This window comes from Achromobacter sp. Bel (assembly GCF_012928505.1).
Classification (GTDB): domain Bacteria; phylum Pseudomonadota; class Gammaproteobacteria; order Burkholderiales; family Burkholderiaceae_B; genus Achromobacter.
In genome coordinates this window covers 236,686-259,016 of the sequence record NZ_JABBJN010000001.1, presented here as the reverse complement: position 1 = coordinate 259,016, position 22,331 = coordinate 236,686, and the positions used below count along the sequence as shown (strand labels likewise).

The 22,331-nt window shown below is 63.4% G+C and carries 23 protein-coding genes; 15 read left to right on the top strand and 8 right to left on the bottom strand.

Going from position 1 to position 22,331, the window contains the following annotated elements:
- Positions 1-104 precede the first annotated feature (104 nt).
- Positions 105-1,013, top strand: coding sequence for a LysR family transcriptional regulator (locus tag HG262_RS01200; RefSeq protein WP_169269285.1), 909 nt, complete (start codon positions 105-107; stop codon positions 1,011-1,013).
- 45 nt (positions 1,014-1,058) lie between these two features.
- Here the strand turns inward: HG262_RS01200 and HG262_RS01195 are convergent, their stop codons facing one another.
- From HG262_RS01195 to HG262_RS01185, 3 genes are read right to left on the bottom strand one after another with little or no spacing between them, the layout of a single operon-like run.
- Complete coding sequence (locus tag HG262_RS01195) at positions 1,059-1,898, bottom strand: MBL fold metallo-hydrolase (protein WP_169269284.1); 840 nt, start codon at positions 1,896-1,898, stop codon at positions 1,059-1,061.
- 21 nt (positions 1,899-1,919) lie between these two features.
- Entirely contained in the window at positions 1,920-2,246 is a 327-nt protein-coding gene (locus HG262_RS01190) for a hypothetical protein (protein ID WP_169269283.1), read from the bottom strand.
- Positions 2,239-2,799 carry a sugar ABC transporter gene (locus HG262_RS01185; RefSeq protein WP_169269282.1) on the bottom strand — a complete coding sequence of 187 codons (561 nt, stop codon included), beginning with the start codon at positions 2,797-2,799 and terminating at the stop codon, positions 2,239-2,241. Before HG262_RS01185 ends, HG262_RS01190 begins: the two co-directional genes overlap by 8 nt.
- Positions 2,800-2,957: 158 nt before the next feature.
- Here HG262_RS01185 and HG262_RS01180 point away from each other — a divergent pair, with 158 nt between their 5' ends.
- Positions 2,958-3,842: a LysR substrate-binding domain-containing protein gene (locus tag HG262_RS01180; RefSeq protein WP_169269281.1), complete on the top strand. Its 885-nt coding sequence runs from the start codon at positions 2,958-2,960 to the stop codon at positions 3,840-3,842.
- A gap of 162 nt (positions 3,843-4,004) precedes the next feature.
- Here the strand turns inward: HG262_RS01180 and guaA are convergent, their stop codons facing one another.
- Both guaA and guaB read right to left on the bottom strand, forming a co-directional pair.
- Positions 4,005-5,597: a glutamine-hydrolyzing GMP synthase gene (gene guaA / locus HG262_RS01175; RefSeq protein WP_169269280.1), complete on the bottom strand. Its 1,593-nt coding sequence runs from the start codon at positions 5,595-5,597 to the stop codon at positions 4,005-4,007.
- 105 nt (positions 5,598-5,702) lie between these two features.
- Positions 5,703-7,163: an IMP dehydrogenase gene (gene guaB, locus HG262_RS01170; RefSeq protein ID WP_006224233.1), complete on the bottom strand. Its 1,461-nt coding sequence runs from the start codon at positions 7,161-7,163 to the stop codon at positions 5,703-5,705.
- Positions 7,164-7,412: 249 nt separating this feature from the next.
- On the opposite strand from guaB, the gene HG262_RS01165 reads away from it, so the two are divergent.
- From HG262_RS01165 to HG262_RS01155, 3 genes are all read left to right on the top strand, one after another.
- Positions 7,413-8,027, top strand: coding sequence for a DUF2239 family protein (locus tag HG262_RS01165; protein ID WP_169269279.1), 615 nt, complete (start codon positions 7,413-7,415; stop codon positions 8,025-8,027).
- Positions 8,028-8,190: 163 nt separating this feature from the next.
- Positions 8,191-9,594 carry a DUF308 domain-containing protein gene (locus tag HG262_RS01160; RefSeq protein ID WP_169269278.1) on the top strand — a complete coding sequence of 468 codons (1,404 nt, stop codon included), beginning with the start codon at positions 8,191-8,193 and terminating at the stop codon, positions 9,592-9,594.
- A gap of 98 nt (positions 9,595-9,692) precedes the next feature.
- On the top strand, positions 9,693-10,073 hold the full coding sequence (locus HG262_RS01155) for a DCC1-like thiol-disulfide oxidoreductase family protein (protein ID WP_169269277.1): 381 nt from the start codon (positions 9,693-9,695) through the stop codon (positions 10,071-10,073).
- A 28-nt stretch (positions 10,074-10,101) separates the two neighbouring features.
- On the opposite strand, the gene HG262_RS01150 is transcribed toward HG262_RS01155, so the two are convergent.
- Positions 10,102-10,986 carry a LysR family transcriptional regulator gene (locus HG262_RS01150; RefSeq protein ID WP_169269276.1) on the bottom strand — a complete coding sequence of 295 codons (885 nt, stop codon included), beginning with the start codon at positions 10,984-10,986 and terminating at the stop codon, positions 10,102-10,104.
- 177 nt (positions 10,987-11,163) lie between these two features.
- Here HG262_RS01150 and HG262_RS01145 point away from each other — a divergent pair, with 177 nt between their 5' ends.
- Positions 11,164-12,159 carry a tripartite tricarboxylate transporter substrate binding protein gene (locus HG262_RS01145; RefSeq protein ID WP_169269275.1) on the top strand — a complete coding sequence of 332 codons (996 nt, stop codon included), beginning with the start codon at positions 11,164-11,166 and terminating at the stop codon, positions 12,157-12,159.
- A 44-nt stretch (positions 12,160-12,203) separates the two neighbouring features.
- A complete protein-coding gene (locus HG262_RS01140; RefSeq protein ID WP_169269274.1) occupies positions 12,204-13,169 on the top strand; it encodes a 2-hydroxyacid dehydrogenase in 966 nt (321 codons plus the stop codon).
- 18 nt (positions 13,170-13,187) lie between these two features.
- Here the strand turns inward: HG262_RS01140 and HG262_RS01135 are convergent, their stop codons facing one another.
- On the bottom strand, positions 13,188-13,592 hold the full coding sequence (locus HG262_RS01135; RefSeq protein WP_169269273.1) for an Imm1 family immunity protein: 405 nt from the start codon (positions 13,590-13,592) through the stop codon (positions 13,188-13,190).
- Between the two features lie 705 nt (positions 13,593-14,297).
- Between HG262_RS01135 and HG262_RS01130 the strand changes: the two genes are divergently transcribed.
- Together HG262_RS01130 and HG262_RS01125 are read left to right on the top strand one after the other, a co-directional pair.
- Entirely contained in the window at positions 14,298-14,795 is a 498-nt protein-coding gene (locus HG262_RS01130) for a hypothetical protein (protein ID WP_348984351.1), read from the top strand.
- 3 nt (positions 14,796-14,798) lie between these two features.
- The gene (locus HG262_RS01125; RefSeq protein WP_169269272.1) at positions 14,799-15,401 is read left to right on the top strand and encodes an OmpA family protein; all 603 of its coding nucleotides are present in this window, start codon (positions 14,799-14,801) and stop codon (positions 15,399-15,401) included.
- A 67-nt stretch (positions 15,402-15,468) separates the two neighbouring features.
- Here HG262_RS01125 and HG262_RS01120 read toward each other — a convergent pair whose 3' ends face one another.
- A complete protein-coding gene (locus HG262_RS01120) occupies positions 15,469-15,678 on the bottom strand; it encodes a hypothetical protein (protein WP_169269271.1) in 210 nt (69 codons plus the stop codon).
- A gap of 287 nt (positions 15,679-15,965) precedes the next feature.
- On the opposite strand from HG262_RS01120, the gene HG262_RS01115 reads away from it, so the two are divergent.
- From HG262_RS01115 to HG262_RS01090, 6 genes are read left to right on the top strand one after another with little or no spacing between them, the layout of a single operon-like run.
- Positions 15,966-16,943, top strand: coding sequence for a LysR family transcriptional regulator (locus HG262_RS01115; protein ID WP_169269270.1), 978 nt, complete (start codon positions 15,966-15,968; stop codon positions 16,941-16,943).
- The gene (locus tag HG262_RS01110) at positions 16,940-18,415 is read left to right on the top strand and encodes an NAD(P)/FAD-dependent oxidoreductase (protein WP_169269269.1); all 1,476 of its coding nucleotides are present in this window, start codon (positions 16,940-16,942) and stop codon (positions 18,413-18,415) included. Before HG262_RS01115 ends, HG262_RS01110 begins: the two co-directional genes overlap by 4 nt.
- The gene (locus HG262_RS01105) at positions 18,412-19,386 is read left to right on the top strand and encodes an ABC transporter permease (protein WP_169269268.1); all 975 of its coding nucleotides are present in this window, start codon (positions 18,412-18,414) and stop codon (positions 19,384-19,386) included. The genes HG262_RS01110 and HG262_RS01105 overlap by 4 nt, the downstream gene beginning before the upstream one ends.
- A complete protein-coding gene (locus tag HG262_RS01100) occupies positions 19,383-20,297 on the top strand; it encodes an ABC transporter permease (protein WP_169269267.1) in 915 nt (304 codons plus the stop codon). The genes HG262_RS01105 and HG262_RS01100 overlap by 4 nt, the downstream gene beginning before the upstream one ends.
- Positions 20,294-21,304 (top strand): ABC transporter ATP-binding protein, encoded by a 1,011-nt coding sequence (locus HG262_RS01095; RefSeq protein WP_169269266.1) that lies wholly within the window; start codon positions 20,294-20,296, stop codon positions 21,302-21,304. Before HG262_RS01100 ends, HG262_RS01095 begins: the two co-directional genes overlap by 4 nt.
- Complete coding sequence (locus HG262_RS01090; RefSeq protein ID WP_169269265.1) at positions 21,301-22,317, top strand: oligopeptide/dipeptide ABC transporter ATP-binding protein; 1,017 nt, start codon at positions 21,301-21,303, stop codon at positions 22,315-22,317. The genes HG262_RS01095 and HG262_RS01090 overlap by 4 nt, the downstream gene beginning before the upstream one ends.
- Positions 22,318-22,331 lie beyond the last annotated feature (14 nt).

Sequence of the window (22,331 nt, the reverse complement as noted above, 5' to 3'; positions counted from 1 at the left end):
GGCGTGCGCGTTGCGGCATGCGAAGTAAGGAACCTCATTCTGGTGAATTCGGTATATCCTTTAAATGACCAAAATAGACAAACACTTTCGCCAAAACTACCCAAATGGCATTGCGCAACCTCGATGATCTGGCGGTGTTCGTGCATGTGGTGGAGCGCCAGAGCTTTTCCGCCGCCGCACGCGACCTGCACCTCGCGCCCAAGACGGTCAGCAAGCAGATCGCCCGGCTGGAACAGGCCCTGGGCACCACGCTGTTCGAGCGCAACACCCGCAATCTGCGTATCACCGGCGAAGGCCGTGCCATTGCCGAACGGGCGCGAGTGGCCCTGGCGGTGCTGGAAGAAGTACAGGAACTGGCGACCGGTGGCAGCCAGGAACTGAGCGGTACCATCCGCCTGACCGCGCCCACGCCGTTCGGGCGCAAGTTCGTGGCCCCGGCCATCCACGATTTCTGCCGCCTGCATCCCAGGGTCGGTTTCGACCTGCGCCTGTCCGATCAGGTGCAGGATCTGTATAGCGGCGACCTCGACCTGGCGATTCGCATGGGCGAGTTGGCCGATTCGCGTTTGGTGGCGCGGCGCGTGGCCGACAACCGGCGCATCCTGGCGGCGTCTCCCGCCTACCTGAAAGCGCATGGCCACCCCACGCAGCCGGAAGAACTGGAGCGGCATAACTGTCTGGTGTTCGCCTATCCGGGGCTGCTGCAAAGCATCTGGCCGCTGCGCAGGGGCCGCCGGGAGAAGCCTGTCGCGGTCAGCGGTACGCTGTGCAGCGACAACGGCGACGTGCTACATGCGTGGTGCGTGGCCGGGCTGGGCATCTCGCTGCGCGAGACCTGGGACATTCACGAGGAACTGCGCGACGGACGGCTGGTGCGCGTGTTGCCGGACTGGGAAGCCACGCCCTCGAAGATCAGCATCGTGCGGGCACGGCGCGAACCTGTGCCGCGCCGGCTGACGGCGTTCAGTGATTTTTTGTTTGATCGCTGGCAGCAAGCACCATGGGATCATTGATCTCATTTTCCGCTGCTGGCTGATCCCAGACATCGCTACCGCCCCCTAAGCTTCATAGAAGATCTCGTAGCACGTACCTTTGCGCTTGATGTGGCCGAATCCAAGCTCGCCAAGGTGCATGCCAGCAATAAGCACTTTGTCGGAGCTAACAATATCCAACAGTTTTGATCGTGTTCCGGCGGAGAGAATCGGATCTTGATCGAATGCAATGGATACGTCGGGACGAGCAATCTGGATCTGGGGGAAATGAACGATATCCCCCCAAACCAGCAGACTACGATCATCGGATTCGATACGATAACCGGAATGCCCTGCGGTATGTCCTAGAAGGGGCATGGCACTAATGCCAGGGAGAACTTCGCTATCGGTAAAAGTGCGCATCTTCTCCCGATACTGATCGAACACCTTCCGAGCAAACAGAAAGTTGCCACGAGCGCGCTCACTCGCTCGACTGAGGTTGCCATCATCCTTCCAAAAAGAAACCTCGCGCTGATGAATGACTAACTCTGCATCGGGAAAGGCAGTTTCCCCTGACGAATCAAGCAGCCCCCCAACATGGTCGGGATGTGCATGGGTCAGAAGAATGGTGTCAATGTCAGAGGGCTGCACCCCCGCAAGTGCGAGATTCGCTATCAACTTTCCACCCCATTGCTTGAACCCACCAGCTCCCGCGTCGATGAGGATCGTGCGCCCTCTTCCCTGCACCAGGTAACAGTTGATGTGGATCGAGGTTGGGTCGCTCACGCCTGCGTCCTGCTGCAACTTGGACGCCTCCATAGGATCGATATTGGAGAGCAAATCCAGACTTGCAAAAAGGTATCCGTCACTGATGGCCGTGATCGAAAATTCGCCGATCTGCTGGCCTGGAAATTTCATCTTGTTCATTGCGGCGCTCCTTGCGCGTAATCAGTTCCGCGCGTAGATGGCGGGGTCCGGATAGCCGAAGCAACGGATGCGCGCCGTTAGCCCCGTATGGCACTTTATGGCCTCATCCAGTCGCGCCATGAAGGCGTCCATGACTGATGGCGTTCTGCGCGGTTCGAGGCGGTACTTGATTTCCGCGTAAGCAGCATGCCCGCGTCCCTGGCGAACCGCGACATAGATGACATGCACGTTGTCCAGCGCAGCCTGGAGGACGTCCGTGCAAAGCCGAGTGCATCGTTCGGTGAGTTCCGCCAGATTCGCTTCGGGCGGCATCTTTTCCGCCTGGATGAAGATCGTCAGGTTAGGCATGTCGGTTCTGTCCCTGCGTCTGGGGCACTGCGTCATTGCCACTCGTCAATTGCGCGGTCATCGGGGCATAGAGGTGCACGTCCTTCGGAAGGGTTTCCACACTGAGACTGATGGCGCTATCCAGCTTCGCCAGCCACCTGCTCTCAGGAAATTTCTCCAATGCGACGACCCTCATCAGATCAGGCTTGAGCCCCATCTCGACAAGCGGCTCGGGACCGACTGCGCTCACGATCAGATGGTCTCCTTCACCGATCGCAGGCGCGCGTTCAAGGCCGGCATATAGATTGCGGTGCCAATCGGTGATGTGCTGCTGCCAGCGTGCGAAGTTGCCGCCCCCTTTCTGGCGGTATTCATCGCCCTCAAGCACAGCCAGACCGTCGATTGAGTGCACGGCAAGGTAGACGGGGCAACCAGCGCTCAACGCCTTGAATCGCTGCGAGGTATGGAACCCGCTTACTGAAATAAGCGCGGGCAGCTTTTCCAGGCTGTAGAAATCATTCCACTCTGCTTCGCTGGCTAGGTCGGCAAAGCTGCACTCGACGGTATAGATCATGGAATCACTCGCTACCGAACCGCTTGTGCGGTCGGTCCTCTTTGTTGATGTTTCATCATGGTATTACCTGGAAATCGACGTTAAAAACGATTTTTCGGTATGCTTCATTGACAAAACATCAAGCTGAACCAATCACCCGCTTTAAGTTAGGAAGGCTCATGCGAAGGAAGATCCCCAGCAGCACGGCACTGATGGCATTCGAAGTGGCTGCGCGCCACGGCAGCTTCGCGCGCGCGGCAGAGGAACTGTCGCTGACTGAAGGAGCCATCAGTCGCCAGATTGGCAGGCTGGAAGCCTTCCTCGGGGTCACGCTGTTCGAGCGGGTCGGCAATCGTGTGCGCCTCCTGCCCAACGGAGAGCGTTACGCGGTCCAGGTTCGCGAATCGCTAGACCGCCTGGATCGGGACAGCCAGTACTTGATGGGGCAGCCTGACGATGGCGCAAGCCTGGACATCGCCACCATCCCGACGTTCGCGATGCGATGGCTCATTCCTCGCTTGTCAAGATTCCAGCAGAAGCATCCGAACATCACTGTGCATCTTGCCGAGCGCATGGACCCCTTCGTCCTGGCCGGAAGCGGATTTGATGCCGCCATCCATTTCGAGCACCCAGCGTGGACGGGAATGCGGACTCACCCGCTTTTGCATGAAGTGCTGATTCCGGTTTGCCATCCTGAACTTCTGAAAGGACGCAAACGACAAACCGCACTGGACGAATTACCGCGCTTGCACCGACGACAGAACCCGGAAGCTTGGCTTCAGTACTCCCAGGAGACGGGAACTCCGCTGACCAATCCTGCAATTGGCGCACGCTATGATCTCCATGGAATGTTGATAGAAGCCGCATTGGCCGGCCTCGGTGTTGCGCTGGTACCGCGCCTCTACGTTGAAACCGAACTTGCGCTAGGAAATCTGGTGGCCCCGTGGCCAGAGGGGAAAACCATTTCCAAAACCTTCTGCCTCGTCCTCCCCGAGCCCATCGGACTGAGCAGCGAGCCAATACAAGCGTTTGCTCAATGGCTGCTCGACGAAGCGAAGGAATGAACGGCGGTTACAGAGCCGATGGTGTCTACATTTATCACCCGTGCGAGGGCAGATACCGGCCGCCAAATCAGGCTCGCTCCCAAACCACACAATCGACAGTGCTAACCGCAATGAAAAGGGCGCCGAAGCGCCCTTTTCATTTATCTCAATCGACCTGCGGGATCACTCCCACTCGATTGTCGCCGGCGGCTTGCTCGACACGTCATAAACCACGCGATTAATCCCGCGCACTTCATTAATAATCCGCGACGAAACCCGAGCCAGCAACGGGTGCGGCAACGGCGCCCAATCAGCCGTCATGAAGTCGAACGTCTGCACGGCACGCAGCGCCACCACGTACTCGTAAGTACGCCCATCGCCCATCACCCCCACCGACTTCACCGGCAGGAATACGGCAAACGCTTGCGACGTCAGCTCATACCAAGTCAAACCACTAGCTTCATCCTTGGTATTGCGCAGTTCTTCAATAAAGATCGCATCGGCGCGGCGCAGCAGTTCTGCATATTCATGCTTCACTTCGCCCAGGATCCGCACGCCCAGGCCGGGGCCGGGGAACGGGTGGCGGTAGACCATTTGCGGGGGCAGGCCCAGGGCCACACCCAGTTCGCGGACTTCGTCCTTGAACAGTTCGCGCAAGGGCTCCAGCAGTTGCAGGTTCAGCGTGTCCGGCAGGCCGCCCACGTTGTGGTGCGACTTGATGGAGGTGGCCTTGCCCGTCTTGGCGCCGGCGGATTCGATGACGTCGGGGTAGATCGTGCCCTGGGCCAGCCACTTGGCGCTTTGCTGCTTGCCGGCTTGTTCCTGGAACACTTCGACGAATTCGCGGCCGATGATCTTGCGCTTGGCTTCCGGGTCGGCGACGCCGGCCAGCTTGCCCATGAATTGCGCGGTGGCATCGACGTGAATGATCTTCACGCCCATGTTTTCGGCGAAGGTCTGCATGACCTGCTTGCCTTCGTCCAGGCGCAGCAGGCCGTGGTCAACGAACACGCAGGTGAGCTGGTCGCCGATGGCCTTGTGGATCAGCGCCGCGGCAACGGACGAATCCACGCCGCCGGACAGGCCCAGGATGACTTCGTCGGTGCCAACTTGCTCGCGGATGCGGGCAACGGCTTCAGCGACGTAGTCGGGCATGTTCCAGTCGCCCTGGCATTCGCAGATCTCGTTCACGAAGCGGGCCAGCATGGCCTTGCCTTGGACGGTGTGCGTGACTTCGGGGTGGAACTGGACAGCGTAGAAACGGCGGTCTTCGTCGGCCATGCCGGCGATGGGGCATGACGGCGTGGAGGCCATCAGCTTGAAACCCGGGGGCAGCTCGGTGACTTTGTCGCCGTGGCTCATCCAGACCTTCAGCATGCCTTGGCCTTCAGGCGTGGTGAAGTCGGCCAGGCCGTCCAGCAGCTTGGTGTGGCCGTGGGCGCGGACTTCGGCGTAGCCGAATTCGCGGTGGTCCGAGAAGCTGACCACGCCGCCCAGTTGCTGCGCCATGGACTGCATGCCGTAGCAGATACCCAGGACAGGCACGCCCAGCTCGAACACGGCGTGCGGCACGCGCATGGAGCCTTCTTCGTAGGCGGAAGCGTGGCTGCCCGACAGGATGATGCCCTTCAGGCCTTGCGCCATCTGTTCGCGCACGAAGGCGTCGTCGACGTCGCCCGGGTGGACTTCAGAATAGACGCCGGCTTCGCGCACGCGGCGGGCGATCAGCTGGGTGACTTGCGAACCGTAGTCAAGAATGAGGATGCGCTGGTGCATGGAGACTCTACCCGTTGTAAATAAAACCGCACCGGCAGAACCGCTACAAGATTTTGCGATTCTGCCGGTGCGTAATGCATGACATTGTAGTTGACTGTACGGAGATCAGTCGGCGCGGTAGTTAGGCGCTTCCTTGGTGATCTGTACGTCGTGCACGTGGGACTCGCGGACACCCGCAGAGGTGATTTCCACGAATTCGGCCTTGGTGCGCATGTCGTCAATGGTTGCGGCGCCGCAGTAGCCCATCGAGGCGCGGATACCACCGACCAGTTGGAAGATGATGGCCAGCACGCTGCCCTTGTAGGGGACGCGGCCTTCGATGCCTTCCGGAACCAGCTTGTCGGCGTTGTTCGACGGGTCTTGGAAGTAGCGGTCGGCGGAGCCGTCCGTCATGGCGCCCAGGCTGCCCATGCCGCGGTACGACTTGTACGAGCGACCTTGGAACAGCACGACTTCGCCCGGGGCTTCTTCCGTACCGGCGAACATGCCGCCCATCATGCAGGCGAATGCGCCGGCGGCCAGCGCCTTGGCGACGTCGCCCGAGTAGCGGATGCCGCCGTCAGCGATCAGCGGAACGCCCGTGCCTTCCAGCGCCTTGGCGACTTCGGAAATGGCATGGATCTGCGGCACGCCCACGCCGGCCACGATACGCGTGGTGCAGATGGAGCCGGGGCCGATACCGACCTTGACGCCGTCGGCGCCGTACTCGACCAGCGCGCGTGCAGCGGCGGCGGTGGCGATGTTGCCGCCAATGACTTCAACCTTGGGGTAGTTCTGCTTGACCCAGCGCACGCCTTCCAGCACGCCCTTGGAGTGGCCGTGGGCCGTGTCGACGATCAGGACGTCGACGCCTGCCGCAACCAGCTTTTCCACGCGCTCTTCGGTGCCGGCGCCCACGCCCACCGCTGCGCCAACGCGCAACTGGCCTTGGCCGTCTTTGCTGGCCATCGGGTGTTCGGTGTTCTTGACGATGTCCTTGACGGTGGCCAGGCCACGCAGTTCAAAGCCGTCGTTCACGATCAGCACGCGTTCCAGACGGTGCTTGTGCATCAGGGCCTGCGCTTCATCCAGCGTGGCGCCTTCCTTCATGGTGACCAGGCGTTCCTGCGGCGTCATGATGTTGCGCAGGGGCTGATCCAGGTTTTCTTCAAAACGCAGATCGCGGTTGGTCACGATGCCGACCAGCTTGCGGCCTTCGACCACCGGCAGGCCCGAGATGCCATGCTGGCGCTGCAACGCAATGGCGTCGCGCACTTTCATCTGGGGGGTGACGGTGACCGGATCGATCACGATGCCGAATTCATGGCGCTTGACGCGAGCCACTTCACGGGCTTGGGCATCGGCGGACAAATTCTTGTGAATGATCCCGATGCCGCCCTCTTGCGCCATGGCGATGGCCAGACGCGATTCGGTGACGGTGTCCATGGCGGCGGACACAAGGGGGATATTCAGGCTGATATTGCGAGTCAGGCGCGTGGCCAGGGAGGTGTCGCGCGGCAACACCTCGGAATACGCAGGCACCAACAACACATCGTCGAAGGTGAGCGCTTTTTGAACGAGACGCATGGGTAACTCCGGGCGCAAAGCAAGATTATACGCCGCCTGCATGTTTTGACTAGGTGTTGACCCTAGGTTTGTACGGAATTTTTGCAGTCTGGCAAGTCAGGGAATGCAACGAATAATCCGACCCTATTTAAGTGGTTGATGGCGCGTTACCTTGAAATATTTTTACCCGGGCAATATTGACGAATATTTTTACCCGGGTCATAATGAAAAGCTGCTTAAGCCCACGTCGGGCACAGGAACCTTATCGCCATGACCCGCACTGCCTCCCCCCTTTCATATACCGCCTTCGAAGGCCACCACATCCTGGCCGCGGGGCCCCTGGCCGAGGTCGCGCTGGCCGTCAAACGGGCCATGAATGCGCCCGACCGCGAGGCGGTGCTGGTCTTTCAGGACGGCACGGGCCAACAGACGGATCTGGACTTACGCGGCGACGACGCGCAAATCGTCGCGCGCCATACGCCGCCGGCCGCCGACTTGCCCCCCGTGGAGCCCGACGCCATGGATACCGCGGATGCGCAGCCCCGCGGCCGCGGCCGGCCGAAGCTGGGCGTCGTGCCCCGTGAAGTCACCTTGCTGCCGCGGCACTGGGACTGGCTGGGCGCGCAGCCCGGCGGCGCTTCGGTGGCGCTGCGCAAGCTGGTCGAGCAGGCGCGCCGCGATAACGAGGCGCGGGACGAGCAGCGCCTGCGGCAGGAAGCCGCCTACCGATTCATGTCCAGCATGGCCGGCAACTTGACGGGTTTCGAGGACGCGACGCGAGCGCTCTATGCAGACGACCGCGAGCACTTTGCGCAGTGCATTGCAACGTGGCCGCAGGACGTGCGCGCCTACGCGATGGGGCTGGCCTGGACAGCGCCCGATTAAAACGAATCGTTGCCGGGCAAGCTACCCGGCGGCGTTGCAGTCAGCGGAATCGGCGGTGAAACCGGTGCATTAAAGGGTGCATTAACGTGTTCAGGATCGGTTGGGTTTCGGTACCATGCAGTTCTGAGCTTGAATCCGCCTTCCCCTTTTCCGGACCGCTGGTATGCCACAACTTGTACTGCTGCTATTGGGAGTTCCCTATCTGCGCAACCGCTGGCGCGCCTTGACCGTCGTCGGGACAATCTTCCTGGTGGCTGGCATATTCGTCTTTATCGACGCGCTGGATAACGCCCTCTACTTCCCGCTGAATGCCTTTGCCGTCCTTATCATCATTGAAGGGCTGGCCACGCTGCTGATTGCCTCTTCCGGCGTGGGCGGCCAGCGTGTCTTGCGCTACACCAAGGGCGTCTTCGTGCTGCTGGCGGGCGCCCTGATCCTGATCGGGCACCATCACGGCCACTTCGTGCTGTCGATGATCTTCGGCGCGTTGTTCCTGATGGACGGGGTACTGCAATGCCTGGCCGCCTATGTTGTGCGCTACGACCGCTGGCGCTACGCCTTCGCCGGCGGTGTGGCCGAAATCCTGCTGGCCATTTTCTTCTTCCAGCCCTACCCCACGAATTACGTCGGCACGGTGCCCTATTGCCTGGGCCTGTTCCTGGCCATCGCGGGCCTGAAGCTGCTGTGGCTGGCGCGTCGCGTCAAGCATCTGGCCTCGAATCCGGCCTTCGCCGTCAACGACTCTTCGGATTTCATGCCGGCTTCGCCTGCCGCCGCGTCCCCTGTCTGGGACGGCCCGCCCGCCGACTCCGAGCGCGCGCTGACTGTCCATGTCTGGACACCGTCCGGGTCGGCCAAGGCGCAAACGCGCAACTATCCCGTCGTCGACCGCTACATCGCGGCCGTCGATGTAAACGGCGTGATCTCCACCGGCCACGCCGCATTGGAGTCCCCGGAAGGCATCTATATCAGCCTGTATCCCAAGGAAGAAATCGACCGGTCGCCCGACGAGTTCGGCAATCTACTGCGCGCGACGCCCGACAACGACATTCCCGGCGTGTACCAACCCGATTACGCGACCGAGTCCAAGGCCTGGTGCCCGTCCACCATGCGCGTGCGCATCCGGAATTACGACCCCGACAAGCTGGCCGCGTTCTGGAACGAGTACCGGCAGAACAGCACCTACAACCTGACCCATCGCAATTGTTCAAGCTCGGTGGCGCGCGCGCTTGATGCCGCGCTGGACGGCGTGGTGGGCCGTCTGCATGGCAGCCGCGCCGGATGGCGCGTGCTGATCCGGTTGCTGCTGACACCCGAGCTTTGGGTGGCCTCGCAAGTCCGCAAGCGCGCCATGACCATGGCCTGGACGCCCGGGCTGACGTTGGACTATGCCCGCGCCATGAGCATGTTGGCCGATCCGCGCCCGTTCGGCTGGTGGAAGGTATCGCAGCAGGCGTTGCGCCAAATCGCCGGATTGCGCGCGCGCTGGCGGGCGCAGGACCGCGGCGCCGCGCAGCGCGGCCAACAGGAATCGGCTGGACTGCCCGGTGCGGGACCTGACGCGTGAAGGGCTAGCCGCGATCACTTTTTCATCATGGATGAAATGCGCTTTAATCAGTACAGGCGGGCGGGATTCTCGCGCCCGCGCAAACGATAGGGTGCGCCATGGCCATCGCCAAGAACTTCCTGCTGTATGACGGAGACTGCCCCTTTTGCTCGAACTACGTGCGGATGCTGCAACTGCAGAAAGCCGTGGGCCCGATCGACCTGCTTAATATGCGCGACCACCCGGATCTGGCGGTGGCCTACAAAGCGCAAGGGTATGACCTGAACCAGGGCATGCTGCTGCATCTGGACGGCCAGGATTATTGGGGCGCCGACTGCATTAACCGGCTGGCGCTGATCAGCACGGGCAACGATTTCTTCAATAGCGTCAACGCCGCCGTCTTCCGCAACCCATGCCTGTCGACGGCGATCTACCCCTTCATGCGTACGGGAAGAAGCCTGGCGCTGACCTTGCTGGGCAAGAAGAAAATGCAGATGTGACGGCCGCCGTCGCGGCCGCCTGATCCAATCACTTGGCCGTGACGCCCGCCACCCGCTGCAGGAACGCGTCCAGCGCCGGGTTGTCATGCTGCGCGTGCCAGGCCAGATACATGTCCGCGTATAAATCGCGTTGGCCGATCGGGCGGAACTCCACCCCTTCAAACCGCAGTTCCCGCGCCGAATCCGGCACGATGCCCACGCCCAAGCCGGCCCGCACCAGCGCCAGCAAGGTGTGCGTTTGCCCCGCGCGCTGCACATAGTCCGGCTGCACGTCGGCCAAGCCGAACGCCCCCACGATGCGGTCATAGAAGTATTTGCCTTCCCGGGGCGAATACAGCACGAAAGGCTGGCCTTGCAACAGGCGCAACGGCACGGTGTCGTGTTCGCACAAAGGGGAACCAGTGGGCAACGCCAGCACCAGGGGCTCGCGTTCGATCAACCGCGATTCGATGCCGGCCTGCTGCGGCACGCTGCGCGCCAGAATGGCGTCTAGTTCGCGCGCCAGCAGCAGGCGCGCCAGATCGGTACTGACCGTTTCGCGAAGCTGGATCTCGACGCCGGCCAGCAGCTTGCGCGCCTGCATGATCATCGACGGCATCAGCCGATAGGATGCGACTGCGGTGAAACCCAGCGTGATATGGCCGGCGTCGCCCCCGGAGGTGCGCCTGGCGGTCGCGGCGGCGCGCGCCGAGAACTCCAGCAGATGCCGGGCGTCGCGCAGGAATCGCCTGCCCGCCGCGCTAAGCAGCACCTGCCGGCTATTGCGTTCAAACAGCGTCACGCCCAGATCCTGCTCCAGTAACTGGATCTGCCGGGACAGGGGCGGCTGCGTCATGCACAGCCGCTCGGCTGCCCGGCCAAAGTGCAGCTCCTCGGCCACCGCGATGAAACACTCCAGCTGACGAAATTCCATCGATTCAATTCTTGAATTGATCAATGCTATTTATAGCTCGAACGGCTATCTATCGACAGCCGTTTCTATACTCGGCGACAAGGCCGCCAAGCCGGCCCGCAGGATCAAAAGGAGCCTTTCGCAGCACGTTTCATCCGCGGCAGATGCCGCCCCCACGCCTAAAAAGAGAAGAGAGACATGGAGACAACCCCCATCGCCCGACAACGCGTCCGGCTCATCGCCGCGGCGTTGGCCCTGGCCGCCACCGCCGCGTTGCCCTGGAACGCCAACGCCGCCGGGTATCCGGAGCGCCCAATCAACCTGATCGTCCCGTTTTCACCGGGCGGCGGCACCGACATCTCGGCCCGCCTGTTAGCCGCGGCCCTGGGCGACAAGCTGGCGTCTTCCGTCGTGGTGGACAACCGCCCGGGCGCGGGCGGGCAGATCGCCGCCGATCTGGTGGCCCGGTCGCCGGCCGACGGCTATACGCTGCTGTTCGCCAATTCCGGCATGCTGGCCATCAATCCGTGGATCTACAAACTGCACTCGGATCCCGCCACCGCCTTCGCGCCCGTCTCGCTGTTTTCGGACCTGCCCTTCGTATTGGTCGTGCCCACCAGCCTTCCGGCCAAGAACGTGGGCGAACTGGTGACGCTGGCGCGCACGGAACCCGGCAAACACACATTTGCCAGTTCCGGCACCGGCGGCGCGCCGCACCTGTCCGCCGAGATCTTCCAGCAAGCCACGGGCGTGGACCTGATGCATGTGCCTTACAAGGGCGGCGGTCCGGCCATGACGGACCTGATGGCGGGCCGGGTGGACATGCTGTTCGCCTCGGTCCTGGAGACCATGCCCTACGTGACCGGCGGCAAGCTGCGCGCGCTGGCGGTGACCGGGGCCGCGCGTTCGCCCGCCATGCCGGAGGTGCCGACGATCGACGAGGCCGGCGTGAAGAACGCGCAATCCGGCTCCTGGACCGCCGTGCTGGCGCCCGCCGGCACGCCGCCTGCCGTCATCGACAAGCTGTCGCAGGCAATCCGCGATATCGCCGCCGACCCCGCCATGAAGGCCAAGCTGGAGTCCCAGGGCGCGGTGGCGCACGGTTCCACCCCGCAGCAGCTGCAGGAGCTGGCCGCCAGCGAACGCGCCCGCTACGGGCAGATCATCAAGACCCGCAACATCCAGACGAACTGACCTCCACGCGGCCCGGTCACCGGGCCATTTTTAAAGCCGTATCCATGACAGATCCCCTACCCGCTTCCGCCGCCCATTTACTGATGGTGGGCCCCCTGCTGCCCGAACTAGTGGCCGACCTGGCGTCCCGCTACCACGTCCATCGCTTATGGGAATCTGCCGATCCCGCCGCGCTGCTCCATGAACACGGACCGTCCATCCGCGGCATCGCGACGAGCGGCCGTTTCGGCGCCACCCGCGAACTCATCGGCGCGCTGCCTGCGCTGGAAGGCATTTTCAGTTTTGGAGTGGGTTACGACACCATTGACCTGGCGGCTGCGCAGGAACGCGGCGTGGTCGTCACCAACACGCCCGGCGTTCTGGACGCGTGCGTGGCCGACACGGCATTGGCGTTGATGCTGGCCGCGCCGCGCCGCATCGCGCAAGCCGACCGCTTCGTGCGCGCCGGACGCTGGCCGAATGAAGGTTTCCCGCTGGGCACGCGCATGACCGGCAAGCGCTGCGGTATTGCCGGGCTGGGCAATATCGGCTTGCAGATCGCGCGCCGCGCCGCTGCCTTCGACATGGAAATCCTTTATACCAGCCGCAAACCGCGCGCCGATGCGCCCGCCGGCTACCGCTATTGCCCCGATATCACGTCGCTGGCCGCCGCCTGCGATTTCCTGGTGCTGGCAGTGCCGGGCGGCAACGCGACGCGCCACATGGTGAACGCGCAAGTGCTGGATGCGCTGGGCCCCCAGGGCTGGCTGATCAACATCGCGCGCGGCACGGTCGTGGACGAAGCCGCGCTGGTCAGCGCCTTGCAGGCCAAGCGCATCGCCGGTGCGGGCCTGGACGTGTTCGAACACGAACCGGCCACGCCGGCCGCGCTGAACGCGATGGACAATGTGGTGTTGCTGCCGCATATCGCCAGCGGCACGCACGAAACCCGCCGCGCCATGGCCGACCTGATGGTGGCGAACTTGGACGGCTGGTTCCGGGATGAAAAGGTGCTGACCCGGGTGGTGTGATCCGAGAGCTGGCCGCGCCTATTCGCTGACCCATTGCAGGTCGGGCGACGGCGCGCCCTGCTGCTGGAAGTGCAGGATGGCCGCCTTGGCCAGTTCGCGGCACACGCACTGATACTGCTGATAGCTGCCGGACTGGCCGCCCACCACCACGTCCTGGTCGTGGTCTTCGGATTTGGACCGGTCAACCAGCGTATAAATGCGCGCATCGTCATCCAGCGTGATGGACACCACGTATCCCCCGTCGCCGCCACCGCCCACTGCCATGACGGTTTCATCTTCCGTCACGAACGCGGTGGAGCTGAATTCGGCGCCATCCAGGCGGTCCAGCGCGGCAAGCAAATCGGCATCCGAAGGATCGGCGCGTTCGCTGACCGCGGCACGTTCGCCTTGGCGTCGTTCTTCGATGAGTTTTCTTATTTTCATGGATCCGGATCCCCCGATTATGGTTGGCAAGCCCACCGCGGACATCGTCGCCGGGCGGGCGCGTGGAAAAACCACGCGCAAGCGCCTGCCAGTCTAACCGGCCTACTTCAAACCCGAGAGCCCCGTGCGGCATGCAGTTGTTGCAATTGACCGCTGGAATCCGCGACAAGCCGGGCGTAACGTGGTTGGACGGCATATGCCGCGTCGCCTGAAAAGGTACGCACCATGACGTTCCACACTCCCCGCTCTTCCCACTCGCCTGCCGCACCGTCCGCACCCGACGCGGCGGCGTCCCCGCACGCAGAGAAAGACCGCGCCAAAGCGGACCACTTGCAAGAAGAGGCCCGGCGCAAGGCGCTGGCTAATACCCAGCACAAGGACAGCCCGCGGAATTTGTCCGCGCCACGCTATCACGGCGGCCATCGCGGCGGTTGATGGCCGATAGCCACAGATAATCAGCCGCACTGCGGCAATACGGCGGCAATACGGCGAAAGAATACAACCACTTGTTTCTTTCGCCGGTGGCGATCTGCGCCCTTTATACGGGCCAAAGACCCTGCACTTCCTTCCTGAGCGCGATTGCCGAATGGCGGCCGCGTATCGCTTAGCACGGTAACGATTTGGAAAATAATCGCATTGAAATATGCGACACGAAAGCCGACCATCGCCCATTGGATTAGACCGGGCGAATCAAGGAGACTTATCGTGAATTTGATCAGACCCGCAGTAGCGGCCTGTGCGCTGGGCGCCATGCTGACGCTAGCCCCTTTCGGCCATCCGGCCCACGCCCAGGCCGCGGCCGATACGACGGCCGCCAAACCGTTAGCGACGGGTCTGACCGAGACCGGCAGTGCCGAAGGCCAGGTCGTCGAAGCTGTGCGCAGCGGCGATATCCTGACCCTTAAAGTCCGGTTCAAACCCATCGTGCCCGGCAAGACCGAGATGGTCTATTCGCAGATCACCCAAAACGATTACGAAGACAGCTTCTACGTCATCGCCGGCAATAAAAAGCACCTGTTGCTGAAAGACAGCAACGACAAGCCGCTGACCAATCCCAAACTGGTGCTCAAGACCTCCAAAGACGCCCCCATCGCCGGCGCCTGGCAGGGCAAATTCCCCGCGCCGCCTAAAGATATTACGGAAGTGTCCTTGACGATACCGGGTGTCGAAACCTTCGATGCCATCAAGATCACCGACCGATAGCCCATGACCGCCGCCCGGAACATTTCGGCCGCCGTCGCCGCGCTGCTGCTCGCGGCCAGCGGCGCCCACGCGCAAGAGCCGCCCTACAAAGCCGAAGTGCTGGACCTGCGCGCGACGATATTGGACCTGAAAGGGTTTCCGTCCGACACGGGTGGCGGCGTTTCTGACTTGTCTGCGCAGATCGATGACCTGGCCAGCCGCCACGAAGGTTTATCCGTGCGCCAGGACAAGGACGCCGTCACGGTATCGATGCTGGGCGACGTGCTGTTCGATTTCGACAAAGCCAATATCCGCCCGGCTGCCGAACCCGCCCTGCGGGATATTGCGCACGCAATCCAGGCGGCGCCGGCTGGCCCAGCCCGGGTGGCCATTGAAGGCCATACCGATTCCAAGGGCACCGCGTCGTATAACCAGACGCTGTCGTTAAAGCGGGCAAATGCCGTATTGCAGTGGCTGACGAATCACGGCGTGGATAAGGCGCGTTTAACCGCCAAGGGCTACGGCGATGCCCGGCCCGTACAGCCCAACACACTGGCAAATGGCGCCGACAATCCGAAAGGACGCGCGCAAAACCGGCGGGTGGAGTTCGTGTTGCCCAAGCGCTAGCCCTGCGTTGCGCAGGGCCCCTGGCGGGCTTTTTCCACCCAACCAGGTCAAATAACCAAAGCGAACCCTAGCGGTTCCGCTCTTCTTCGTCCTCTTCCTCTTTCGTCTTCACCTCTTCCAGCTTGACCTTTTGCGTGCTGCCATGCGTTGCCGCGCACGTGTCAGGCTGTTGCGAGCTTTTGACGCACGCGGCGAACGCCAGGGCATCATCCACGGTAGCGAAGTGGTACGAATAGCCGTCCGTAAAAGCGACCTTTCCTTCAACAGAGCAATCCATAAAGCCTCCGGGGTTGTGGGTGGTTCATGGTATCGGACGGGAGACTACCCTGGCTACCGTTGCCTCCTGCCCGTGGTCTGGTCCCCTCCTGCCGGGATTTCCAACTTTGGCTGGGGCAAGTCCATGGCCCAGGGCTTAGCCCGGAAGCCCCTAAACCCTTGAAATAACTAGAAGTAATGAAAAGGCATAAGGAAATCCCCAATTAGGGAATTTACTTATGCCTTTTAACTATTTGCAGCGCGCATACTTGCCGGGCAAGAATTCGTCCTGAGCATAAAGCAACACAGATGGAATTACGTCAACTCGAGGCCTTCGCGGCCGTCATGTCTACAGGCAGCGTTACCGCCGCCGGGCGTTTGCTCGGGCGTTCGCAGCCGGCCATCAGCCGCTTGTTGCAAGAACTGGAAGCCGAGATCGGCTATGCGCTGTTCAGCCGGAGCGGCCCCCGGGTCACGCCCACCGAGCAGGGCTTCCTGCTGTATGACGATGTGGAACGCGCGTTGGCCAGCCTGCAGCAGATCCGTGGCCGCGCCGAAGAAATCGCCCGTGGGCAAGCCAAACCCCTACTGTTGGCCGCCACGTCTGCGCTGGCGGCCGGGCTGCTGCCTGACGCGCTCAAGCGCATCGAATCCCAGACCGGCGCCACGCGCATCCAAGTGCGCAGCGCATCCCCCGAACGCGTGGTGCATGCGGTGCTGACCGGCGCCGCGCAACTGGGTGCGACCAGCCTGCCGCTGGAGCATCGCGGGTTGAACGTGCATTGGATCGGGCAGGCGCCCTGTGTGGTCGCGTTGCCGGAAGACGATGCGCTGGCTGCCCGCGACATCGTGCCTGTCAAGGCTTTGGCCGGACGCCGCCTGATCACCATGGCCAATCCCTACCGCCTGCGCCGCCGGCTGGATGCCGCACTGGCGCCCGACGGCAACGCACCAGGCACCATCGAAACCAATTCGTCCGTCAACGCCCTGGCCGCCGTGCGCGCCGGGCTGGGCGTGTCGGTGCTGGAACCGATCACCGCTTACGGCGTCCCCATGCCGGGCGTGGCGATCCGGCCTATCGACCTGGACATCCCCTTTTTCTTTGGGGTCATCACCCCGCAGTCGCAACCCCTGACGCCGGCCTGCCAGGCCATGGCCGACGCGCTGGCCGATGCCGCCGCCGCCCTGCTGCCCGGCTTTGTGCTGCACGACGCCTGCGAGCACTCGGCGCTGTTGCAGTCGATCTACGGTGATGACGCCCCTGTTATGGAACCCCCCGCACTATGAATCTGCCCGTCGCCACCCCGCCGCAAGGCTTGGATGCGCTTGAAGCGCGTCTGCGGCAAGACCTGTCCTGGCTGGAAATTCCCGCCAAGAACTGGGTCGCGCCCCGTCTGGTTGACGGTCAGCCGGTGCTGGACGTCGTCGTCATCGGCGGCGGAATGGCCGGATTGGCCGCCGCCGCATCCTTGACGCACCTGGGCATCACCGCGCCCATCTTCGATCAGGCGCCCGAAGGCTATGAAGGCCCCTGGGCCACCACCGCGCGCATGGAAACGCTGCGCTCGCCCAAGCAGCTGACCGGCCCCGCGCTGGGCCTGCCGGCGCTGACGTTCCGCGCCTGGTTCGAAGCGCAGTTCGGCGCGGCGGAATGGGAAGCGCTGGATAAGATCCCGCGCCTGCAATGGATGGATTACCTGCGCTGGTATCGCCGCGTGCTGAACCTGGACGTGCGCAACGAACACCGCGTGTTGTCGGTGCAACCGCGCGCCGACCGCCTGGTGCAGCTGGACATCGAATCCCCCGCTGGCCGCAGCACGGTGCTGGCCCGCCGTGTCGTGCTGGCCACCGGCCGCGACGGTCTGGGCGGCGCGTACGTGCCTGACTTTGCAAAGCAATTGCCGCGTGACCGTTGGGCGCATTCGTCCGACGTGATGGACTACGCCACGCTGGCCGGCAAGCGCGTCGGCGTCGTGGGCGCAGGCGCATCCGCCATGGACAGCGCAGGCACGGCGCTGGAAGCCGGCGCCACCAGCGTCGATCTGCTGATCCGCCGCAACGACATTCCGCGCGTGAACAAGGGCAAAGGCGCGGGCAACCCCGGCCTGACCCACGGCCACCTGACCTTGCCCGACGAATGGAAGTGGAAGATCCGCCACTACATCAACGCCGCCCAGGTGCCGCCCCCGCGCGGCAGCACCTTGCGCGTGTCGCGGCATCCGAACGCCCGCTTCAACCTGGGCTGTGGCGTGCAGGCCCTGGCGATGGTCGGCGACGAGATCCACGTGACCACGCCCAAGGGCTTGTTCGTGCTGGACTTCCTGATCTTTTCCACGGGCTTTCGCATCGACTGGACCGTGCGCCCCGAATTCGCGCCGCTGGCGCCCCACGTGCGCAACTGGGGCGACCGGTTCACCCCGCCCGCAGGCGAAGAAGACCAGGAACTGCACGACTCGCCCGACCTGGGCGCCGTCTTCGAATTGCAGGAAAAGGTCCCGGGCGCCTGCCCGGGCCTGGACCGCGTGCACTGCTTCTCGTACCCGGCCGCGCTGACGCAAGGCACGATCTCGGGCGACATCCCCGCCATCAGCGAGGGCGCCAAGCGCCTGGCGCAAGGCATCGCCGGCCTGTTCTACCGCGAGGACGTGGAAACGTACTACGCCAATATGGAAGCATTCTCTGAACCCGAGGTGTTCGGCGACGAGTGGGTGGCAGCCCCTCCCCCGGCCCGGGCCACGCAGGCGGAGACCGCGCAATGACCGGCTGGTTGCTACGCCGCGTGGCGCAAGCCGTCGTGGTTGTTTTCTTGATGACGCTGATCGTCTTCGTGGGCCTGCACGCCATCGGCAACCCCGTGGACATCCTGATCGGCCAGGACGTGGACCAGGTGGACCGCGCCCGCATCATCGCGGAACTGGGCCTGGACAAACCGTTGTGGCAACAGTACCTGGGCTTTTTGAACGGGGCGCTGCACGGCAACCTGGGCAATAGTTTCGTCTACAACATCCCCGCCATCGAACTGGTGATCCAGCGCCTGCCCGCCACGCTGGAACTGGCGATCAGCGCCCTGGGCCTGGCCGTCATCGTCGGCCTGCCGCTGGGTTTGATCGCTGGCCTGTACCCCGACAGCCGCTTTTCCAAGATGATCATGGCCGGCAGCATCGTCGGCTTTTCCTTGCCCACCTTCTGGGTGGCGCTGATGCTGATCATGACGTTCAGCGTGTCGCTGGGCTGGCTGCCCGCCAGCGGCCGCGGCCAGACGGTGGAATTCCTGGGATTCCAGTGGTCGTGGCTGACAGCCGATGGCTGGCGCCACCTGATCCTGCCCGCGCTGAACCTGTCGCTGTTCAAGATCTCTTTGGTGATCCGCCTGACGCGTGCCGGCGTGCGCGACGTGATTCCGCTGGACTTCGTGAAGTTCGCCCGCGCCAAGGGCCTGTCGCCGTTCCGCGTGGTCTGTGTGCACGTGTTGCGCAACACGATGATCCCACTGGTCACCGTGCTGGGCCTGGAGCTGGGTTCGACCATTGCGTTTGCCGTCATCACGGAAAGCATCTTTTCCTGGCCCGGCGCCGGCAAGCTGATCCTGGACAGCCTGAACGCGCTGGACCGCCCCGTCATCGTGGCCTATCTGATCGTGGTCGTGTGCCTGTTCGTGACGCTGAACCTGATCGTGGACATTCTTTATAAAGTGCTGGACCCCCGGGTACGGCTGGAGGGCTCGGCATGAGCACCGCTTCGACTTCCCAAGCGCCCGCCCTGCGCCGCGAATCGCCCTGGCGCCGTAACCTGACCGAATTCCTGTCGTCCAAGACGGCGGTGTTCGGGCTGGTCATCGCCACCCTGCTGATCCTGGCCGCCATCTTCGCGCCCTGGATCTCGCCGCAGAACCCGTATGACCTCTTGCAGATAGACGTGCTGGATTCCCGCATGCCGCCCGGGTCCATGAATGGGCTGGACACCTTCCATTACTGGCTGGGCACCGACGGCCAGGGCCGCGACCTGCTGTCGGGCATTCTGTACGGCCTGCGCATCAGCCTGATGGTGGGCGTGGGTTCGGCCGTGATCGCCGGCATCGTCGGCACGCTGCTGGGCCTGCTGGCCGCCTACGCAGGCGGCAAGGTCGATGCCATCATCATGCGCCTGGTCGACCTGATCCTGTCGTTCCCGTCGATCCTGGTGGCCATGATGATCCTGGCCTATCTGGGCAAGGGCGTCGGCAACGTGGTGCTGACGCTGGTGATCCTGGAATGGGCCTACTACGCCCGCACCGCGCGCGGCCAGGCCCTGGTGGAACGCCGCCGCGAATACGTGGAAGCCGCCCGCTGCCTGGACATTCCCAACTGGCGGATCATGTTGAAGCACATCCTGCCCAACTGCCTGCCGCCGCTGATCGTGATCGGCACCCTGCAGATCGCCCGCGCCATCACCTTGGAAGCCACCTTGAGCTTCCTGGGCCTGGGCGTACCCGTGACGGAACCGTCGCTGGGCCTGCTGATTTCCAACGGCTTTCAATACATGCTGTCCGGCGAATACTGGATCAGCTTCTACCCCGGCATCGCGCTGCTGATCACCATCGTCGCCATCAACCTGGTGGGCGACCGCCTGCGCGACGTGCTGAACCCGAGGACCCACAAATGACCGACCGCACCGCCACCGGCGCGCCGGCCACGCTTGAGGTGCGCAACCTGCGCACCCACTTCCATACCCGCGCGGGCGTGCTGCCCGCCGTGGACGACGTGTCGTTCACGCTGGAGCGCGGCAAGATCCTGGGCCTGGTCGGCGAATCCGGCTCGGGCAAATCCGTCACCGGCTTTTCCATCATGGGCCTGGTGGACGCGCCCGGCCGCATCGTCGGCGGCGAAGTCCTGTTCCAGGGCCGCGACCTGACCAAGCTGTCGCCCCGCGAACTGCGCAAGTTGCAGGGCAACCGCATCGCCATGATCTTCCAGGATCCGATGATGACGCTGAACCCCGTCTTGCGGGTGGACGTGCAAATGATCGAAACGGTGCGCGCCCACAACAAGATGAGCAAGGCTCAAGCCCGCACGCTGGCCCGCGACACGCTGGGCATGATGGGCATTCCCAGCCCGGAAGAGCGCCTGTTGGCCTACCCGCACCAGTTGTCGGGCGGCATGCGCCAGCGCGTGGCGATTGCCATTGCCATGCTGCACCGCCCCGACCTGATCATCGCGGATGAGCCGACGACCGCCCTGGACGTCACCATCCAGGCGCAAATCCTGTCCGAAGTGCAGAAGCTGGCGCAGCAACACGGCACCAGCCTGATCTGGATCACGCATGATCTGTCCGTGGTGGCGGGTCTGGCCGACGACGTGGCCGTGATGTACGCCGGCCGCATCGTCGAACACGGCAAGGTCGACGACGTGCTGGACCGTCCGCAGCATCCCTACACGGTGGGCCTGATCGACAGCTTGCCGAGCAACAACCAGCGCGGGCAGCGCCTGCGCCAGATTCCCGGCATGACGCCCAACCTGCTGCACCTGCCCGCCGGCTGTGCGTTTTCCGCGCGCTGCGCGCGCGCGACCGCCGCCTGTGGCCAGCAACCCGGCATCACACAAGCCTTGCCCGAACACGACGTGCGCTGTTTCCATCCGACCATCCAGATCCACAACGAGGTGACGGCATGACTGTATCCGCCGCCCCCACCCCGCTCATTGACCTGGCGCAAGTCAGCAAGCGCTTTGGCGAAAGAAAGGTCGGCCCCGCCGGCCGTGCCATGCAAAAGCTGGGCCTGTCCAAGCCGCCCGCCATCACGCGCGCCGTCGATCACGTGGACCTGATCGTGAACCCCGGCGAAGTCGTCGGCCTGGTCGGGGAATCCGGCTGCGGCAAGTCCACGCTGGGCCGTATCGCCGCAGGCTTGTTGACGCCGTCGGGCGGTGAAGTCCGCATCAACGGCGTGCGCCGTGAAGACATGACGTCCACCGCCGCCCACGCCGCCCGCCTGTCCGTGCAGATGATTTTCCAGGACCCGTACGCCAGCCTCAACCCGCGCCTGCGCGTGGACGAGATCGTCGGCGAAGCGGCCCGCATCCACGGCCTGGTCGACAACGCGGGCTTTGACGACTACGTCAGCGCCCAACTGGAACGCGCCGGTCTGGACCCCGCGCTGCGCCAACGCTATCCGCACCAGTTCAGCGGCGGCCAACGCCAGCGCATCGGCATCGCCCGCGCGTTGGCCGTGCAGCCGTCCATGCTGGTCTGCGACGAAGCCGTGGCCGCGCTGGACGTGTCGATCCAGGCGCAGATCCTGAATCTTTTCATGGACCTGCGCGAAGAACTGAACCTGACGTACCTGTTCATCAGCCATGACCTGGGCGTGGTGGAGCACCTGTCCGACCGCGTCGTCATCATGTACCTGGGCCGCGTCGTGGAAACGGCCACCGTGGACGAAGTGTTCCAGCGCCCCAACCACCCGTACACGCAAGCCCTGCTGGCGGAAATTCCCAGCCTGAAATCGCGCCACAAGATCTTTACCGCGATCAAGGGCGAGATCCCCAGCCCGCTGAACCCGCCCGGCGGCTGCCATTTCCATCCGCGATGTCCGCATGCGATGCCGCGCTGCAAGACCGAGGTTCCCACCTTGAAGGGAATCGCCATCAACCATTTAAGCGCCTGTCATTTGAACGACATGGCCTGAACCGGATCGGCGGC

What these genes read in the sequence shown, in the direction of transcription:
- HG262_RS01195 (WP_169269284.1), bottom strand. Translation starts at nt 1,898, where the DNA reads ATGAACAAGATGAAATTTCCAGGCCAGCAGATCGGCGAATTTTCGATC.
- HG262_RS01145 (WP_169269275.1), top strand. Translation starts at nt 11,164, where the DNA reads ATGGAGACAACCCCCATCGCCCGACAACGCGTCCGGCTCATCGCCGCG.
- HG262_RS01125 (WP_169269272.1), top strand. Translation starts at nt 14,799, where the DNA reads ATGACCGCCGCCCGGAACATTTCGGCCGCCGTCGCCGCGCTGCTGCTC.
- HG262_RS01135 (WP_169269273.1), bottom strand. Translation starts at nt 13,592, where the DNA reads ATGAAAATAAGAAAACTCATCGAAGAACGACGCCAAGGCGAACGTGCC.
- guaA (WP_169269280.1), bottom strand. Translation starts at nt 5,597, where the DNA reads ATGCACCAGCGCATCCTCATTCTTGACTACGGTTCGCAAGTCACCCAG.
- HG262_RS01140 (WP_169269274.1), top strand. Translation starts at nt 12,204, where the DNA reads ATGACAGATCCCCTACCCGCTTCCGCCGCCCATTTACTGATGGTGGGC.
- HG262_RS01190 (WP_169269283.1), bottom strand. Translation starts at nt 2,246, where the DNA reads ATGCCTAACCTGACGATCTTCATCCAGGCGGAAAAGATGCCGCCCGAA.
- HG262_RS01165 (WP_169269279.1), top strand. Translation starts at nt 7,413, where the DNA reads ATGACCCGCACTGCCTCCCCCCTTTCATATACCGCCTTCGAAGGCCAC.
- HG262_RS01090 (WP_169269265.1), top strand. Translation starts at nt 21,301, where the DNA reads ATGACTGTATCCGCCGCCCCCACCCCGCTCATTGACCTGGCGCAAGTC.
- HG262_RS01160 (WP_169269278.1), top strand. Translation starts at nt 8,191, where the DNA reads ATGCCACAACTTGTACTGCTGCTATTGGGAGTTCCCTATCTGCGCAAC.
- HG262_RS01200 (WP_169269285.1), top strand. Translation starts at nt 105, where the DNA reads ATGGCATTGCGCAACCTCGATGATCTGGCGGTGTTCGTGCATGTGGTG.
- HG262_RS01095 (WP_169269266.1), top strand. Translation starts at nt 20,294, where the DNA reads ATGACCGACCGCACCGCCACCGGCGCGCCGGCCACGCTTGAGGTGCGC.
- HG262_RS01120 (WP_169269271.1), bottom strand. Translation starts at nt 15,678, where the DNA reads ATGGATTGCTCTGTTGAAGGAAAGGTCGCTTTTACGGACGGCTATTCG.
- HG262_RS01105 (WP_169269268.1), top strand. Translation starts at nt 18,412, where the DNA reads ATGACCGGCTGGTTGCTACGCCGCGTGGCGCAAGCCGTCGTGGTTGTT.
- HG262_RS01115 (WP_169269270.1), top strand. Translation starts at nt 15,966, where the DNA reads ATGGAATTACGTCAACTCGAGGCCTTCGCGGCCGTCATGTCTACAGGC.
- guaB (WP_006224233.1), bottom strand. Translation starts at nt 7,163, where the DNA reads ATGCGTCTCGTTCAAAAAGCGCTCACCTTCGACGATGTGTTGTTGGTG.
- HG262_RS01155 (WP_169269277.1), top strand. Translation starts at nt 9,693, where the DNA reads ATGGCCATCGCCAAGAACTTCCTGCTGTATGACGGAGACTGCCCCTTT.
- HG262_RS01100 (WP_169269267.1), top strand. Translation starts at nt 19,383, where the DNA reads ATGAGCACCGCTTCGACTTCCCAAGCGCCCGCCCTGCGCCGCGAATCG.
- HG262_RS01180 (WP_169269281.1), top strand. Translation starts at nt 2,958, where the DNA reads ATGCGAAGGAAGATCCCCAGCAGCACGGCACTGATGGCATTCGAAGTG.
- HG262_RS01185 (WP_169269282.1), bottom strand. Translation starts at nt 2,799, where the DNA reads ATGATCTATACCGTCGAGTGCAGCTTTGCCGACCTAGCCAGCGAAGCA.
- HG262_RS01110 (WP_169269269.1), top strand. Translation starts at nt 16,940, where the DNA reads ATGAATCTGCCCGTCGCCACCCCGCCGCAAGGCTTGGATGCGCTTGAA.
- HG262_RS01150 (WP_169269276.1), bottom strand. Translation starts at nt 10,986, where the DNA reads ATGGAATTTCGTCAGCTGGAGTGTTTCATCGCGGTGGCCGAGGAGCTG.